The organism is Candidatus Cloacimonadota bacterium, assembly GCA_021734245.1.
Lineage (GTDB): Bacteria > Cloacimonadota > Cloacimonadia > Cloacimonadales > TCS61 > B137-G9.
In genome coordinates this window covers 1-16,029 of the sequence record JAIPJH010000026.1, presented here as the reverse complement: position 1 = coordinate 16,029, position 16,029 = coordinate 1, and the positions used below count along the sequence as shown (strand labels likewise).

General features: G+C 37.2%; 13 protein-coding genes. 9 read left to right on the top strand and 4 right to left on the bottom strand.

Going from position 1 to position 16,029, the window contains the following annotated elements:
* Positions 1 to 365: 365 nt before the first annotated feature.
* The 4 genes from K9N40_05795 (at position 366) to K9N40_05780 (ending at position 2,908) form a co-directional block, all read left to right on the top strand.
* Positions 366 to 1,487 (top strand): ATP-binding protein, encoded by a 1,122-nt coding sequence (locus K9N40_05795; protein ID MCF7813967.1) that lies wholly within the window; start codon positions 366 to 368, stop codon positions 1,485 to 1,487.
* Between the two features lie 10 nt (positions 1,488 to 1,497).
* Positions 1,498 to 1,950 (top strand): NUDIX hydrolase, encoded by a 453-nt coding sequence (locus K9N40_05790; GenBank protein MCF7813966.1) that lies wholly within the window; start codon positions 1,498 to 1,500, stop codon positions 1,948 to 1,950.
* A 75-nt stretch (positions 1,951 to 2,025) separates the two neighbouring features.
* The gene (locus tag K9N40_05785; GenBank protein MCF7813965.1) at positions 2,026 to 2,331 is read left to right on the top strand and encodes a hypothetical protein; all 306 of its coding nucleotides are present in this window, start codon (positions 2,026 to 2,028) and stop codon (positions 2,329 to 2,331) included.
* Positions 2,332 to 2,383: 52 nt separating this feature from the next.
* A complete protein-coding gene (locus K9N40_05780) occupies positions 2,384 to 2,908 on the top strand; it encodes a hypothetical protein (GenBank protein ID MCF7813964.1) in 525 nt (174 codons plus the stop codon).
* Between the two features lie 56 nt (positions 2,909 to 2,964).
* On the opposite strand, the gene mnmE is transcribed toward K9N40_05780, so the two are convergent.
* The 4 genes from mnmE to queD form a co-directional block, all read right to left on the bottom strand.
* Positions 2,965 to 4,320 carry a tRNA uridine-5-carboxymethylaminomethyl(34) synthesis GTPase MnmE gene (gene mnmE, locus K9N40_05775; GenBank protein MCF7813963.1) on the bottom strand — a complete coding sequence of 452 codons (1,356 nt, stop codon included), beginning with the start codon at positions 4,318 to 4,320 and terminating at the stop codon, positions 2,965 to 2,967.
* An 18-nt stretch (positions 4,321 to 4,338) separates the two neighbouring features.
* Complete coding sequence (gene dxs, locus K9N40_05770) at positions 4,339 to 6,201, bottom strand: 1-deoxy-D-xylulose-5-phosphate synthase (protein MCF7813962.1); 1,863 nt, start codon at positions 6,199 to 6,201, stop codon at positions 4,339 to 4,341.
* Positions 6,202 to 6,280: 79 nt separating this feature from the next.
* Complete coding sequence (yihA, locus tag K9N40_05765) at positions 6,281 to 6,886, bottom strand: ribosome biogenesis GTP-binding protein YihA/YsxC (protein MCF7813961.1); 606 nt, start codon at positions 6,884 to 6,886, stop codon at positions 6,281 to 6,283.
* 3 nt (positions 6,887 to 6,889) lie between these two features.
* Positions 6,890 to 7,258: a 6-carboxytetrahydropterin synthase QueD gene (gene queD / locus K9N40_05760; protein MCF7813960.1), complete on the bottom strand. Its 369-nt coding sequence runs from the start codon at positions 7,256 to 7,258 to the stop codon at positions 6,890 to 6,892.
* A 146-nt stretch (positions 7,259 to 7,404) separates the two neighbouring features.
* Here queD and K9N40_05755 point away from each other — a divergent pair, with 146 nt between their 5' ends.
* From K9N40_05755 to K9N40_05735, 5 genes are all read left to right on the top strand, one after another.
* The gene (locus K9N40_05755; protein ID MCF7813959.1) at positions 7,405 to 8,817 is read left to right on the top strand and encodes a deoxynucleoside kinase; all 1,413 of its coding nucleotides are present in this window, start codon (positions 7,405 to 7,407) and stop codon (positions 8,815 to 8,817) included.
* Positions 8,810 to 9,613, top strand: coding sequence for a 5'-nucleotidase, lipoprotein e(P4) family (locus tag K9N40_05750; GenBank protein MCF7813958.1), 804 nt, complete (start codon positions 8,810 to 8,812; stop codon positions 9,611 to 9,613). Before K9N40_05755 ends, K9N40_05750 begins: the two co-directional genes overlap by 8 nt.
* Before the next feature lie 527 nt (positions 9,614 to 10,140).
* The gene (locus K9N40_05745) at positions 10,141 to 12,846 is read left to right on the top strand and encodes a TonB-dependent receptor (GenBank protein ID MCF7813957.1); all 2,706 of its coding nucleotides are present in this window, start codon (positions 10,141 to 10,143) and stop codon (positions 12,844 to 12,846) included.
* 430 nt (positions 12,847 to 13,276) lie between these two features.
* Positions 13,277 to 15,439, top strand: coding sequence for a T9SS type A sorting domain-containing protein (locus K9N40_05740; protein ID MCF7813956.1), 2,163 nt, complete (start codon positions 13,277 to 13,279; stop codon positions 15,437 to 15,439).
* A gap of 151 nt (positions 15,440 to 15,590) precedes the next feature.
* The coding region (locus K9N40_05735) for a hypothetical protein (GenBank protein ID MCF7813955.1) at positions 15,591 to 16,029 on the top strand (439 nt) is incomplete at its 3' end.

The following is a 16,029-nucleotide window of genomic DNA, read 5'->3' as shown; positions in this document are numbered from 1 at the left end:
TCCAGAAGAAAATTGAATACAGAACAAGAGAACGGTGGATTTAATGCCCCGCCTGAACCAGAATATCCGTTTCTGCCTGGTTCTCTTCCACTATTCTGCTTCATTTCTTCTCTCTCTTCTTTGTATATTTTACCTGCTGTTTTTGTCCAGATGAGATTTGATTTTTTTTACACTCATCCTTTTTTCCGAACTCAATTTTACAGACAAAATCTGAATCTAAACCTGCGAAATAATTTATGGAAAATATCATTTTCAATTTATAAAACCGCATTTTCAAGGGCGACAATTTTTTAGCGTAATGAGAAAAAGTCGTGACAATTTTGCATTAGAGTGAAAAATTGTCACCCATAAAAAGGAGGATAAAATTGGATAGATACTTGGAAAAACAGATAGTTAAAGATCTTGAAAGAAAAATGGTGTTTATTGTAGGACCTCGACAAGTTGGTAAGACCTGGTTAGCCAAAAAAATTGCTGAAAATCACACAAATACGTTATATATAAATTACGATAATCCTGATGATAGAATGGTTGTAAAGAATCAAAGTTGGTTTCCCAATGAAGATCTGATAATTTTTGATGAGATTTACAAAATGCCATCCTGGAAAAACTATTTAAAAGGGGTTTATGACACAAAGCCGGAAAACCAGAAAATTATAGTAACCGGAAGTACGCGCCTGGATGTTTTCAGGCAAAGTGGGGATGCGTTATCGGGTAGATTTTTCAGCTTTCGATTGCTGCCTGTTTCATTTAAGGAAATGCAGTTATCCGGTATCAAAAAAGAATTAAACAATTTTATTTTCAGCAGCGGTTTTCCCGAACCGTTTCTGGCAGAAACAGAAACAGACGTGAAAAGATGGAGAAGGCAATATAAAGACGGAATAATTAGAAATGATATTCTAAATTTTGAGAATATCAGAGATTTGAGAGCAATGCACACTCTTTTAGAAATGCTGCGCTATCGAGTTGGTTCTCCGATTTCCCATAAATCGATTGCGGAAGATATTGGAACATCTCCCAACACGATATCCAAATATATTGAAATTCTGGAAAGCTTATTTATAATTTTCAGGATTTATCCTTTCTCCAAAAATATCGCACGATCCTTAAAAAAAGAAGCAAAAATATATTTTTATGATACCGGTTTGGCAAGAGGAAATGAAGATGTAAAACTGGAAAATCTAGTTGCCGTTCATTTGTTGAAGCATGTTTATGGAGAGCAGGATTTTAAAGGAAACGATACCAAACTTTATTATTTAAGAACTCGCGACAAACGCGAAGTTGATTTTTGTATTTCGAAGGAAGAGGAATTGATCAAATTGATCGAAGTGAAATTGAGTGATGCTAATCCATCACGACATCTTCTCTATTTTAAGGAAAAATATAACATTCCTTCCACGCAATTGGTTTTTAAGATCAGGAATGAAAGAATGCAATCGGGAATTGATATTCGGAATGGCATAAAATTTTTGAACAGTTTAAATTATTAGAAGAGTAGTTATGAATTACATGATGGAACTTAGACAAAAAGTGGGAAAAATGCCGTTGATAATGGTTGGTTCGACTGTTATCATCAAGAATAAACAAGGTGAAATTTTATTACAGAAAAGAGCCGATACCGGTTTGTGGAGCACGATTGGCGGTGCTATGGAAATTGGAGAAAGTTTCGAAGAAACTGCGATTCGGGAAGTGGAAGAAGAAACCAGTCTAAAGATCAAGAATCTGGAATTGAAAGGAATTTTAGCTGGCAAAGACATGTACCACACTTATCCAAATGGAGATGAAATTAACCTGGCAACGGCGGTTTATGAAGTTACAGATTGGGCAGGAATTCCAAAAGTTAACGATCATGAAAGCTTGGATTTTAAGTTTTTCGAATTGAATGATCTGCCCGAAATGGATCCGCTGGCAATTAAGATTTTAGAGAAATCAGGTTATTTGATAGAAAAATAACAGATAAAAATTTAGATGAAATTATTGAAGAATGAAAATGCTTTTTTATTGGATTAATGGTAAACGAGGAAAATAGTGTTAGATAAATTAATTGGATTATTCATTCCTCCATTAGATGATCCAATTGGTGGAGTATTTCTTCATATGCTTGCAATAATTGCAGCAGGGTGTTTTTTCATTTTTCATTCTCTAAATTTTCCATCAAAAACTTACATCAGAAGAAATGGCTTGAAAAGTATAAATTTCAAGAAATTGTTCAAAGAAGCTGAATTCAGAGACAAGTTCTTTACATTATTGGGTTTACAAGGAATTCTTGTAGGTTTATTAAGATTGTTAAGTTACATAGTTCATTACATAATTCACTGGGAAAAATACTTTTAAACAGGAGGGAATTATCAGTTATCTAAAAAGGGAATTAAAGAAGTATAAAACAGTGTATTATAGCATCATTGCACTGCACTTTATTTTTCTGTTTTTATCAATTATTGGCATTACAATATTAAATGGACATTTTACAAAAGATCAAAATACAGTTGATCTTTTTCCAACAAATGGAATTTTCATTGCAGTAGCTATTGTTACTCCGATTTTTATATATTTTGGTTTATCTCAACTGCGAAAAGGCAGAAGAATAAATCAACTTGATCTGCGCATGAAGATTTCCAAAGAAGCTGAAGAATTATACAAGAATAATCTAACTTATATTCTTTATTATTTTCTGCGTGGAATAATTTATGTTCCAGTTTCTATATTGGGTTTTCTGGTAATCGGTAATACAATAATAAATTCTGGAGAGCAGGAAATAATCTATATAATTATTGGTTTCATTTTAATAGTTTTGAGTTTAATAAATTCGTTCATAAACTTTCCTTCAAAAATCAAAATGATTTCATTTTTCAGTAGAATTAAAATTGATATCAAGAGTCTAACAGAATTAATAAACCAACTGGAAAACTGATAAATTAAGTTATATAATCCGTGTTTATCTGTGAAATCCGTGAGCTATTTTATCTATCACTTTCCCACACAAAAATTCTCAAAGATCTGATTCAAAATATCATCGGTGGTAATTTTCCCGATAATTTCTTCTAAAGCTGTGCTGGCTTCTTTCAAGTCGAAAGCTGTAAATTCATAACCCAATTCATTTTGCAGTGAAGAAACAGCTTTCCTGATAGATTCATTGGCACGTTGAACAGCTGCGATTTGACGTGTATTTGTTAGAATGCCGGATTGTAATTCTGCTTGGGAAATTTGAATATCGTTGAGCAAAATCTCTTTCAGTTTTTCCAAGCCATCATCAGAAATTGCTGAACAGGGGATATAATCAGATTCGATAAATTTGGAAAGTTCATTTTTATCGATGAGATCAGTTTTATTTATAACTTTGATGATATTTTCTTTTGGAACTAATTCAGCTAATTTCTGATATTCTGTTTCGTTTTCTTCGCCATCGATAATGAACAGAATTTTGTGGGATTGTTTAATAATTTCGTAAGAGCGATCAATTCCCAGCTGCTCGATTTGATTTTCTGTTTTACGAATTCCGGCTGTATCGAAAAAGCGAACCAGATAACCGTTTAAGCTTACCGCTTCTTCCAGATAATCTCGCGTTGTGCCGGGATGTGGTGTTACGATTGCTCTTTCATTTTGCAAAAAGGCATTGAAAATGCTGGATTTTCCTACATTTGGTGCTCCCACCAAACTTACTTTCAAACCTTCTTTGATGATCATTCCTTCCGCTCCGGTGCGTGCTAATTTTTCAATATCGGATTGCAGAATTTTTATTTTCTCCAAAAGATCATCGGTGTCGATTTGGTCTAAACCTTGTTCCATAAAATCAATTTCGAGTTCCAAAAGTGTTCGATACTCAGTAATTTTATTGAGCAGTTTTTCGATTCTTCTACGCAGGCTTCCTTCGTATTGCTGAACAGCAGCTAAATGCGCTATTCTGGTTTGAGAACTGAGCAGGTCTCCGACTGCTTCTGCCTGAGTTAGACCGATCTTTTCGTTCAGAAAAGCACGTTGCGTGAATTCTCCCGGTTCCGCCAAACGTGTTTTGCGAAGCAGAATTTCCAGGATTTTATTGGTAACAAAGGTGCTGCCGTGGCAGGAAATTTCTACTACATTTTCTCCCGTGTAACTGTGTGGTGCGATAAAAACCGTGACTACAACTTCATCGATAAGTTGCTTATCATCAACGATCCTGCCGAAAACAGCTTTATGTGATGGATATTCTTCCAAAGATTTTTTTGCCTGGAAAACCTGGTCGACAACCTGAATTGATTTTTCGCCGCTAACTCGAATTACTGAAATTCCACCGATTCCAATTGGCGTGGAAATGGCAGAAATTGTATCGCCTTGGTATTTCATTTGTTTTTTTTAGATGTTCTAATTCTGCAAAATATTCTTGATTTTTTCGTAGATTTGATCAGTGCTGAGTCCGATCAGATTCTTCAATTCATCTGTTTTGCCATAGGTAACGAATTCATCGGGCAGACCAAAGGAATATATTTGTGCTCTGGCATTCACGAGGCGAGATTTTATTGCTTCGCCAAAACCGCCCTTCAGACAATTTTCTTCGATTGTAAAAACAATATCGAAATTTTCTTCCAATTCAGACAGAAATTTTTCATCCAACGGTTTCATCCAACGGGCATTAACCAGACAGGGTTTTATTTCTGGAAAATCAATCTTCATTTTATCCACGATCATCTCGGCATCGATAAATGATTTTCCAATTCCAATAACAGCAATTTTCCCGCCTTTTTGCCGCATCTCAAATTTGCCGATTTCAATTGGTTTGTGATCGATCTGGCATTTACGTGCAGAACCGCGCGGATAACGGATCGCGATTGGACCGTCATAATAATTTGCAGCAAAGAGCAGCATCGCTTCAAATTCATCTGCATCAGACGGAGCCATGATTGCCAGATTGGGAATTATGTTCAAATAGGAAAGATCGAAAGCGCCATGATGAGTTGCCCCGTCTTCGCCCACCAAGCCGGCTCGATCCAGGCAAAATACAACCGGCAGTTTTTGCAGTGCAATATCGTGGATAACCTGATCCAAAGCACGCTGCAGGAAGGTGGAATATATTGCTACAAACGGTTTGAAGCCCTGCGTTGCCAATCCACCTGCAAAAGTAACTGCATGCTGTTCGGCAATTCCCACATCGAAAAATCTTTCGGGATGCTTTTCAGCAAATTTAGATAAACCGGTTCCATCGGTCATGGCAGCAGTAATTGCGATTACATTTTTGTTTTTTTCGGCTATTTCACACAAACTGTTTCCCAAAACCAGAGAATAGGAAGTTCCGTTCTTTCCTTTGCATTTTCCCGATTCAATTTCGTAAGGTCCCAAGCCGTGAAAACGTGATGCATCATCTTCGGCATGATCGTAACCTTTGCCTTTTTTAGTAACGATATGGATAAAGATCGGGCCATTCATGTTGCGGATAACTTTTTTGAAAATCCTTACCATCCTGGGCACATTATGTCCATCGATCGGACCGACATATTTAAAACCGAGATCTTCAAAAATAATATTTGGAGCCAGAGAATTGATCAGATTTTCCTCGATTTTTCTGGCACTTAAGATCATCCTTCTACGAATTCTGCTGGGCATAAGGTGAACAAAATCCCAAATCGCATTTTTAAAAGCATTGTAAGAACGGCTTACCAGAATATTGGTAAGATATGCCTGCAAAGCTCCCACATTTTTGGAAATCGACATGTTGTTGTCATTCAGGATAACGATCATATCTTTTTGCAGATGCCCTGCATGATTCAAGGCTTCGAAAGACATACCTCCCGTGAGAGCACCATCACCGATAATGGCAATGTTATAACCTTTTTCCTGCCTCTTTTCCCGAGCTACCGTGATGCCCAGCGTAGCAGAAATGGATGTACTGGCATGTCCTACTCCGAAAGCATCATATTCGCTTTCAAAAATATTATTAAAACCACTTATTCCGTTTAGCTGGCGCAGAGTATTAAAACGATCATTTCTTTCAGTTAGAATTTTGTAGGCATAAGATTGATGACCTACATCCCAAACCATTTTATCATTTTTGGGATCGAAAACTTTTAGCAGTGCAACTGTAAGATCTGTTGCTCCCAGACTTGGAGCTACATGACCGCCGTTTTTTGCGGTAACTTCGATAATTCTTTTTCGTATATCTTTTGCCAGTTCCTGAAGTTCTGCTAATGAAAGCTGCTGAACATCAGTCGGCTTTTTTATCTTTTCTAACATTAAACTTCCTTTTTTTTATCATATAACAAACTTCAAAAGAAATTAATTAAAAAACCGTGGTTGTGTGTCAAATATAAAATCAACTTATCTGTTGGGATATCCAAGCCAAAATTTCTTCAAAACCGGTTTTTTTGAGAGATGAAACAGCTTTTATCTGAGCATTCTTTACCTGCAATCCAACAGCCAGCTTTTTAACAATTCTATTGATTTTACTTTTTGCCAGCTTATCAGATTTGGTTGCTGCGATGATAAATGGAATATTATTCTGAATCAGCATATCCAGCATTATTTTGTCTTTGGGATCGGCTTTGTGGCGAATATCTGCCAGCATTATCACGCCCTTCAATTGAATCCGTTTGGCAAAATAATTCAAAATCATTGTCTGCCAGGATTCACGTTCTTTTTTGCTTACTTTGGCATAGCCGTATCCGGGTAAATCCACGAAGTTCATAAATCCATCTTCATCATTTTCATTTTTGAAGCGGATTTCGAAAAAATTTATCAATCTGGTTTTACCGGGAGTTCCGCTTACTTTGGCAATTGCTTTTCGGTTCAGTATGGTATTGATCAAAGCGGATTTACCGACATTTGATTTTCCTACAAAGGCAAAATCGGAAAAAGCAGACGCCGGATATTGGGAAGGCTTCACGGCACTTTTTATGAATTTTGATTCAACAATTCGCATATTTTATTCGTAATAAACCAGCGATGATTTATCCGATTCCCACACTTCCACATCTGCTACTTTACAACCTTCCACGGAAATTCTTTTTTTCATTTCATCGTAAATATATTTTGCGATGTTTTCCGAGGTAGGGTTTTGATCTTTAAAACTGGGAAGATCATTCAAAAAACTATGATCAAGATATTCCATCAGATCATTCAATTCAGTTTTCACAATTCCAAAATCTATCGTCATTCCGATCTTGTCGGTTTTCTCGCACTCAATTCCAACCCGCACTTTCCAATTGTGACCGTGCAGATTTTTGCAGGCTCCATCGTAGCCGTTCAATTTATGAGCCGAAGCAAACTGCGATGTTACATTCAGCTTAAACATAACTCCTCCAAAATATTAAACCTAAATCAGTTTCAAATTTGAAATGGGCATTTTCTTGTAAAGAACTTTAGCGTTGACAATTTGGCATCCCAATCGATTTTCAGGCTGGAATTTGGAAAATATTTTATTAGAAAGGAAGCTGATTAATGGAACATCTCAGAATTGGAATTGTCGGAAATATCGGAGTGGGAAAATCAACTATAGTGGAAGCTGCCTCGCAAACACCGCTTTGTGATCTGCTTTTATCTACGATACCCGATAAAACGGGAGAAGAAAAAGTTTATGCATTTCAGGAAAAATTCAATCCCAAAGTGCTGGATGCATTTTATGAAGATCCGGCGGGAAATGCTTTCATGGCACAAATTGAATTTTTTAATGGTCGCTTGGATAGGCAACGTCAGATAGAAGGTTGCAAAGGCATTATTCTGGAAGATCGTACACTTCCCGAAGATTATCATATTTTTGGTATGGCTCAGAAAATATTGGGAAATATGACCGAAGAAGAATTCCTGGCTTATCAACGCAATTACAATCTGATGACTTCCAAAATTCCAGAACCTGATTTGATGGTTTATTTGAAAGCGGATGTGGAAACCCTTCTGGCACGAATTAAAGAACGCGGTAGAGAAAGTGAAGCATCCATTCCTCCCAAATATCTGTCACAACTAAATGAACTCTACGATCTTTTTATCAATCGTCATGTAAAATGCCCGGTTTTGGTGATCGATGCCAATATAGATACACCTCTGCCAAAATATTTAAAAAATACGATCCAGAAAATAGTGGAAGAGATAAAAAATCTGAACTTGCGCGTAACGACTCCCGGCATCAGTAAATGGGTAACATTGCCGGAAACGGCAGCCACTTTGAAAGCCATCGATGCTGAAAGTAAATTGGAAAAATATCTCCAGGAAAATCCTAAACTTATTGCGGTTGCCGGAAATGTGGGGCTGGGAAAATCAACTCTGGCTGCAATTATGCAGAGAAGTCTTAAGATAAATGGTTTGTACGAAAATCCGGAGAAAAATCCGCTTCTGGAAAAATTCCTGGCAGATAAACAAACTTTTTGTTACGATCTTCAGCTCCACTTTTTGAAAATGCGAAAAGAACTCCAACTAAAAGGAAAGGCAAAGCAGGAAAGCTTTGTAATGGATCGCTCTCTGCCGGAAGACCTGCTGGTTTTCTGCTACCAATTTCATGAAGATGGTTATCTTACGGCAAACCAGCTGGATGATCTTACAGCAAGATTCAAAGCGGTTTGCAACGAAATTCCTCCCGCCGATCTTCTGATCTTATTGAACGGTAGAAGTGATCTGGCCTGGAGTAGAATTCAGCAGCGGGGCAGAGAAATGGAAATCGCCGGTGGTTGGAACAAAAATGAGATAGAATCCTTGAATAAATATTATCGAACTTATTCCACTGATGTAACAAGATTTGGATTTCATAAAGGCAAAGTTATGGAGATCGATGTAGAAAAACTGGATTTTACCAACCGCATTCATGTCGGCTATATTTTTGATGGAATTCACAGAATTTTTCAGGAGGATTATAATGAATAGATTATATCTGATATCATTGATTTTACTGGTTGTATTTTGTTTATTTTCACAGGATGCGATCCAAACAAAAAAAGCAGAAACGATTAAATTTTATAATCAGGAAATTTTATATCCCGTTCTCTGGCAGAAAACCTCTGCAGAATATAAAGCTCTGGCTTACCAGGCTTATAATCTGGCTACTTTCAGATTGTCAGTTGCTCTGCAGAAAACATTTCCCAAACCTTTGGCGGTTGTTGTCGATCTGGATGAAACGGTTTTGGATAATATGGAGTTTGAAATTTTATCGATTTTGGAGAATAAAAGTTATTCCAAACATTTTGCAGAGTGGAACGAAAACAATAATTCCAGACTTGTACCGGGAGCATTGGAATTCTTGAATTATGCCAATAAGAATGATGTAGAAATTTTCTATATTACGAATAGAGATGAAGATAAACACTTTGATGGAACGCTGAAAAATCTTAAGGAATTGAATTTACCATTTGCAGATAAAGAACACCTTTTCATGAGGACAACAACTTCCAGCAAACAACCAAGGAGAAATATGGTTTCAGAGAATTTCCATATTGCACTATTTATTGGTGATAATTTGATAGATTTTTCTGATGTCTTCCGACAAAAAACTATAGAACAAAGAGCATTTCTTGCCGATAGTTTAAAAACTGAATTTGGGAGAAAATTTATTGTTTTGCCAAATCCAGTTTACGGTGAATGGATCAAGACAATCTACCAGTATAAAAGAGATCTGAGCGAGAACGAAAGATTCCTTCTGGAAAAAGAAGCTTTACTTAAATAATTGAATAACAATTCATTAATAGAATTTTAAATAATGATTAGTAAATATTCATTTTCTATATAATATTTTTCACGCATCCCCCCCCCGAAAAATTTGGAGAGTGTAACCCTAATTTATTGTAATAAATGAAATTATAGCTATTTTTCCTGTCAAAAACATATCCAGTAAAGACCACGAATTTTTAACCTGTGAAATCAATTCAATTTCACCGGGTCATTCGTGGGAATATTGATGCGAGAAATATGTCGGACAACGGTTTCAACCGTTTGCACAAATAATAAACCATTGAAATGGTTACTATAAAAGGCTTTGTTTGTTTTTCCCCTGAATTAATTCATGGGCTTGAAAAAAATGAAATTGTAGTGTTTTTTTTATTGATTCCAGAAAAGGAATATTTTCGGGGGATGCAAGATTATATTTTGCTCTTGACAACTAAGATTCCAAACTCAATTTTTCCGATGTGTTATTTAGTCTGAAAGTAAAACATTAAAAAGACTATAGTTACACAAAAAATAAGGAGGATGTGTATGAAAAGATTGCTTGTGTTAGCTGTTTTGTCAATTCTGCTTCTTGTACCAATTGCTGCTTTTGCTCAAACTGGTACAATTGCAGGACAAGTAACTATCGCAGAAAACGGTAATCCGCTAGCCGATGTTGCTGTTTATCTGGGAGATTCAAAAACCGGTACTTACACCAAACAGAATGGACAATTTACTTTGAAAAATGTACCAGTTGGAACTCACACGATAACTGTAAGTATGATGGGTTATAGAAAACAATCCAAAGAGATTGAAGTGAACGTGGATGAAACCACAATTGTTAAATTCGAAATGGAAATGGAATCGATTAATATCGAAGGAATCAGTGTATTATCTGATAGAGCTGAATCAGATACACCAATTGCCTACACAGATGTGGATAAAGAAGAAATTACTTCTACATTAGGTTCTCGTGATATTCCTCTTGTTCTTACTACTACACCAAGTGTGTATTCTACAGGACAAGGTGGCGGAGCTGGTGATGCCCGTATTAACATTAGAGGTTTCGATCAGGCAAATGTTGCTGTTATGATCAATGGTGTTCCTGTTAACGATATGGAAAATGGCTGGGTTTACTGGTCAAACTGGGATGGCCTTGGCGATGCTACTTCATCGATCCAGGTTCAGAGAGGTTTGAGTGCTATCAATCTTGCTGTTCCTTCTATTGGTGGTACTATGAATATGATCACCGATCCAACTCAAATGGATAAAGGTGTTAGATTTAAGCAGGAATATGGCTCCGGTGGTTTCCAAAAGAAAACTTTGATTGCAAATTCAGGTTTAGTTAACGATAAATACGCTTTTAGTTTTAACGTTACCCGCAAAACTGGAGACGGCGTTATCGATGCAACCTGGACTGATGCCTGGTCATACTATCTTGCTACAAGCTACAAAATAAATGACAATAACCGTCTTGAATTCTACGCTGCCGGCGCTCCTCAAAGACACGGCCAAAACTTGTATAAACAAAATATGGCTGCCTACAACCATGATTATGCTGAAGATAATTCTGGCGTTCCCGATAGTGAACTCGCTGATTATTTTTCTGATTTCCCAGAATCAGACGCAGGTATGTTCTACAATGAAAATTGGAACACTGTAGATCCTAATTATAGTGGAAAACAATGGTGGAATGGTGATCTTCATGACAGATTTTCACCAAATTTCCTCAACGAACGTGAAAACTATTATCATAAACCACAGATCAATCTTAACTGGTTTACAAAATTGAATGAAAAATTAGATGTTTATTCAATTATTTATTATTCTGGTGGTAAAGGTGGTGGTACCGGTACTTTCGGTAGTGTAAACTGGGATTATTCAGGACCATCCAGGGTTGTTGATTGGAATTCCACAATTGCTGAAAATGATACTTTAAGCACTGGTTCAGCAGGTATCCTGCGTAACAGCGTAAACCAGCAATGGACAATTGGTGCAATTTCCAGAGCTTATTATCAGATAAACGAAAATTTGAAAAGTTCTGTTGGCGTTGATTGGAGAACGGCGGAAATTGACCACTTCAGAGAAGTTCGTGATCTTCTGGGTGGAGATTATTTCTTCTTCGATGGCAATGATTTTGACACTGCTGATGAATATGAAAAAGAACTTGGTGACAAAATTGATTATTACAATACCAATAAGGTTGGCTGGTTTGGTGGTTACGCCCAAGGTGAATACGTAAAAGATAAACTGAAAGCTTCCTTAATGGTAGGTTTATCTTCTGTTCAGTATCAATATACCGACCACTTCGTAATGGAAGGTGGAGATGAATTGTATACAGAAACAGATTGGATTATGGGATATCAAACCAAAGGTGGTGCCAGTTATAGAATCAGCAATAGCTTTGGTGTTTATGGAAATGCCGGCTACATCAACAAATGCCCTATCTTTGATGAAGTGATCAATGACTGGACAGGTGAGTTGATTGATGATCCTGAAAATGAAAAATTCTTGTCTATGGAAACAGGATTCAATTTTGTTGGTTTAGATGAAATGCTGAATATTAATACAGGTTTATATTATACAAACTGGATCGATCAATCCAAAAGCTTTTCTGTAGATACTCCCAATGATGAAATCAAAATTTTTGTAAGCGGAATCGATTCCAGACACATCGGCGCCGAAATGGAAGTTGAATATCAACCAATTTCACTGGCAAAATTTGATCTTTCACTTTCCAAAGGTGATTGGACATACTTGAACGATCTGGAAAATGTAGTTTATGAAGATGATGCTGGTTTCACAGATACACTTAATATCTACGTAAAAGATCTGAAAGTAGGTGATGCTCCTCAAACTCAGCTTTCCTTTGGAACAACACTTTATCCTGTACCAGGTCTTGATATCAATGTAAATTATAAATATTTTGATGATTTCTATGCTGCCTGGGATCCGTTCAGTCGTCAAGATCCAAATGATGATGAAGAAAGCTGGCAGATTCCTGCTTACGGTGTGATGGATTTACATATATCTTATAAACTCCCAACGATCGTGAAAGGATTTGACGTAGAAGCTTATGGACATATCTTCAATTTATTGGATGATGTTTATGTTCTGGAAGCTGTGGATAACAGTGCTTACAATGCCTGGGCTGATTGGGGTTCACCTCCACATTATCCACATAGTGGAAGTTCTGCAGAAGTCTTCTTTGGTCTGCCCAGAACCTTCAATGCTGGATTGTCATTATCATTCTAATCTAATTTACACATAAGATAAATTGGGGAAAGTTTCGGCTTTCCCCTTTTTTTGTTAACCTTGAAAACGCTTCTTACGAAATTTCTTCTTGCTTAACGCTTTCAAGGTTTATTAAGCTTTCTTTCAACAGTAAAACAACAACGATCAGGGTGATCGTTTTACATTAATCATGCCAAGGTTTCTTTCACAATAAGTTTATTCCCAATCTTAAAATTGTTGGTTCATTCGTCTCGATCTGAGATGAATTGAGTGCTGATTTTCGGGACGAAAACAAGAAAAAATACGAACTCCTCGGGACGAGAAGTCCAACCAAATTTCCGGATTGCTTTTAATTTTGACAAAATTTGTGACTTTCTTCAAATGGTTCAAATGTAAATAATGGAATAGATAATGCATAAGTAGAGAATAAATACAAAAAGGAAGTAAGTGTATGAAGAATTTGATTTTAATAATTATTTTAGTTTGTTTATCGACGATCCTTTTAGCAGATCCTCCAGCCCAATATGATCTGCGAGATGTTAATGGCGAAAATTTTGTTCCTGATGTGCGCAATCAAGGACAATACGGAACTTGCTGGGCGTTCGGTGCTTTTGCTTCTATGGAAGGGAATCTATTGATGACCGGTGCCTGGACATCTGCAGGAGAAACCGGAGAACCAAATCTGGCAGAGCGTCATCTGGATTGGTGGAATGGATTCAATCAGCACAATAACGACGATATCGATCCGCCAACAGGCAGCGGTCTGGAAGTTCACATGGGAGGTGATTATCGAGTTACTACGGCTTATCTCTCTCGAGGAGAAGGCGCAATTCGAGAAATCGATGCACCTTATACCGGCAATGCTACAGCTCCCAACCGCTGGATGCCGGATTATCATTATTATTATCCACGCGATGTGGAATGGTTCAGGTTGGAAGATGATCTATCCAATATCGATGTTATAAAACAGATAATTATAGATTATGGAATTCTGGGAACCTGCATGTGTTATGATAACTCTTTTATCAGCAACTATAATCACTATCAACCGCCAACCAGCAATCTGGAGCCAAATCATGCCGTTTCAATTATCGGCTGGGACGATTCTCATGTAACACAAGCTCCACAGCCCGGAGCCTGGCTGGTGCGAAACAGCTGGGGAGCAAATTGGGGTAATGGAGGTTATTTCTGGATTTCGTATTACGATAAACACAGTTGCCGCAATATCGAAATGGGCGCAATTTCCTTCCAAAACGTGGAACCGATGTCTTACGATAAAATTTATTATCATGATTATCATGGCTGGCGCGATACACTTACAGTTGCAACTGAGGCTTTCAATGCATTTACTGCCGAAGATAATGAAACAATAAACTCAGTTAATTTTTTTACTGCTGTAGATAATGTAGATTTCACAGTGAAAATTTATGCTGATTTTGACGGTACAGTTCTCAGTAATGAACTTTCCAGTAAAAGCGGAAACTATGAACATGCCGGACTGCACACTGTAGATCTGGATACAGTTGTTCCACTAAATGCCGGAGATGATTTCTATGTTTATTTATCATTATCTCAAGGCGGTCATCCCTACGATAGAACTTCAGATGTTCCCGTTTTATTGGGAGCGGATTATCGCACGATCGTGGAATCTTCTGCCAATCCGGGAGAAAGCTATTACAAAAGTGGAAACGACTGGTTCGATTTCTATGATTATAATGATCCCTCAGGATTTCAAAATACGGGTAATTTCTGCATCAAAGCACTCACAGCAACAGGAAGCGGTGGTATTGTTCCTCCTGCCAATCTACAGGGCGAAGTCATTGATGGTAACAGCATTTATCTTACCTGGGATCCTGGAGATCGTGAACTTCTGAGTTATAAAGTTTACAGAAATGATGAGATGATTGCAGAAGTAAGTAATGTTCCGTTCCCGACTACAGCATATACAGATGCAGAACTGGGAAATGGTTCGTATACATATTATGTTGTTGCTGTTTACGATCAGGGTGAATCAGATCCATCTCCAAGTATTACTGTCGATCTGGTTCTTGCTGCTCCGCAAAATTTAACTGCGAATTCTCAGGGAAATAATATTGCTCTTTTATGGCAGCCGCCAGCACAAAGTAGAGAATTTATAGAATATATTGTTTATAGGGATGGAGCAGAGTTGAATACAACAACAACAACTTTTTATGTAGACATCAACGTACCTGCCGGTACCTATGAATATTACGTCACAGCGCTCTATTCCGGCGATCATCAATCGGATCCATCCAATATTGCAGTCGTGGAACACACGGATGCTGCTGGAAATCTAATACCAGTAAATACAGAACTTCGAGAAATCTATCCCAACCCATTTAATCCCACCACAACGATCAGTTACAGTTTGAAACAAAAAAGCCTTGTTTCTATCGATATTTACAATCAGAAAGGTCAAAAGATCACAACATTATTAGATGAAGAACAAAACGCTGGCTTGCAACAGGTAATTTGGAACGGGAAAGATTCTAATAATAGAATAGTTTCCAGTGGAATTTATTTTGCCAGATTCAATGCAAAATCTGAATCGGGTTATGTTTCAAACGTTAAGAAACTGGTTTTGATGAAATAGAAAATAATCAGGAAATAAACGATAAAAACCTTCCAGACGTCAGTTTGGAAGGTTTTTTCTTTACAAGATATCCCTGTTAAAAGAAACACAACATGGAATGTTATTTGCTTAACATTAAGTAAATAATAAATAGTGTAAAGGAAGGAATTGAATGAAGAAAATATTTTTACTTGTAATTTTAGTATTTGGATTTATGACTCTCTCGTCGGATTGGGTGGAAGTTAAAAGCAACCAGGATATTTTTGTCTCCACATCGTTTGGTTTAGAGAACACGGAAGTTGAGTTTAATTTACCAGGTTATGAATTTGAAACTGTAACTGAATCAGGAACTGAATATACCAAGCTAAGCTATGCTGGCGAGGGCGAGATTCTGGAAGTCGGCAAACCAGACCTGCCCTGTTTCAGCCGCCTGGTGGCAATCTCCAATACCGGCAGAACAACTGTAGAAATTATAGATTACGATGAAGAGATCATCTCGAATATAATAGTTTATCCCCAACAGGAACTGCAGAGCGAAAGTCAGCCCAATCGATCAGGATTTGTAAAAGATGAGGTTTTCTACAATAACGGCAGTATCTTTCCAGAGCAAA

Bases quoted from the DNA above. Each gene is read 5' to 3' on its own strand.
- queD (MCF7813960.1), bottom strand. From the start codon at position 7,258: ATGTTTAAGCTGAATGTAACATCGCAGTTTGCTTCGGCTCATAAATTG.
- dxs (MCF7813962.1), bottom strand. From the start codon at position 6,201: ATGTTAGAAAAGATAAAAAAGCCGACTGATGTTCAGCAGCTTTCATTA.
- K9N40_05790 (MCF7813966.1), top strand. From the start codon at position 1,498: ATGAATTACATGATGGAACTTAGACAAAAAGTGGGAAAAATGCCGTTG.
- yihA (MCF7813961.1), bottom strand. From the start codon at position 6,886: ATGCGAATTGTTGAATCAAAATTCATAAAAAGTGCCGTGAAGCCTTCC.
- K9N40_05740 (MCF7813956.1), top strand. From the start codon at position 13,277: ATGAAGAATTTGATTTTAATAATTATTTTAGTTTGTTTATCGACGATC.
- K9N40_05755 (MCF7813959.1), top strand. From the start codon at position 7,405: ATGGAACATCTCAGAATTGGAATTGTCGGAAATATCGGAGTGGGAAAA.
- mnmE (MCF7813963.1), bottom strand. From the start codon at position 4,320: ATGAAATACCAAGGCGATACAATTTCTGCCATTTCCACGCCAATTGGA.
- K9N40_05745 (MCF7813957.1), top strand. From the start codon at position 10,141: ATGAAAAGATTGCTTGTGTTAGCTGTTTTGTCAATTCTGCTTCTTGTA.
- K9N40_05750 (MCF7813958.1), top strand. From the start codon at position 8,810: ATGAATAGATTATATCTGATATCATTGATTTTACTGGTTGTATTTTGT.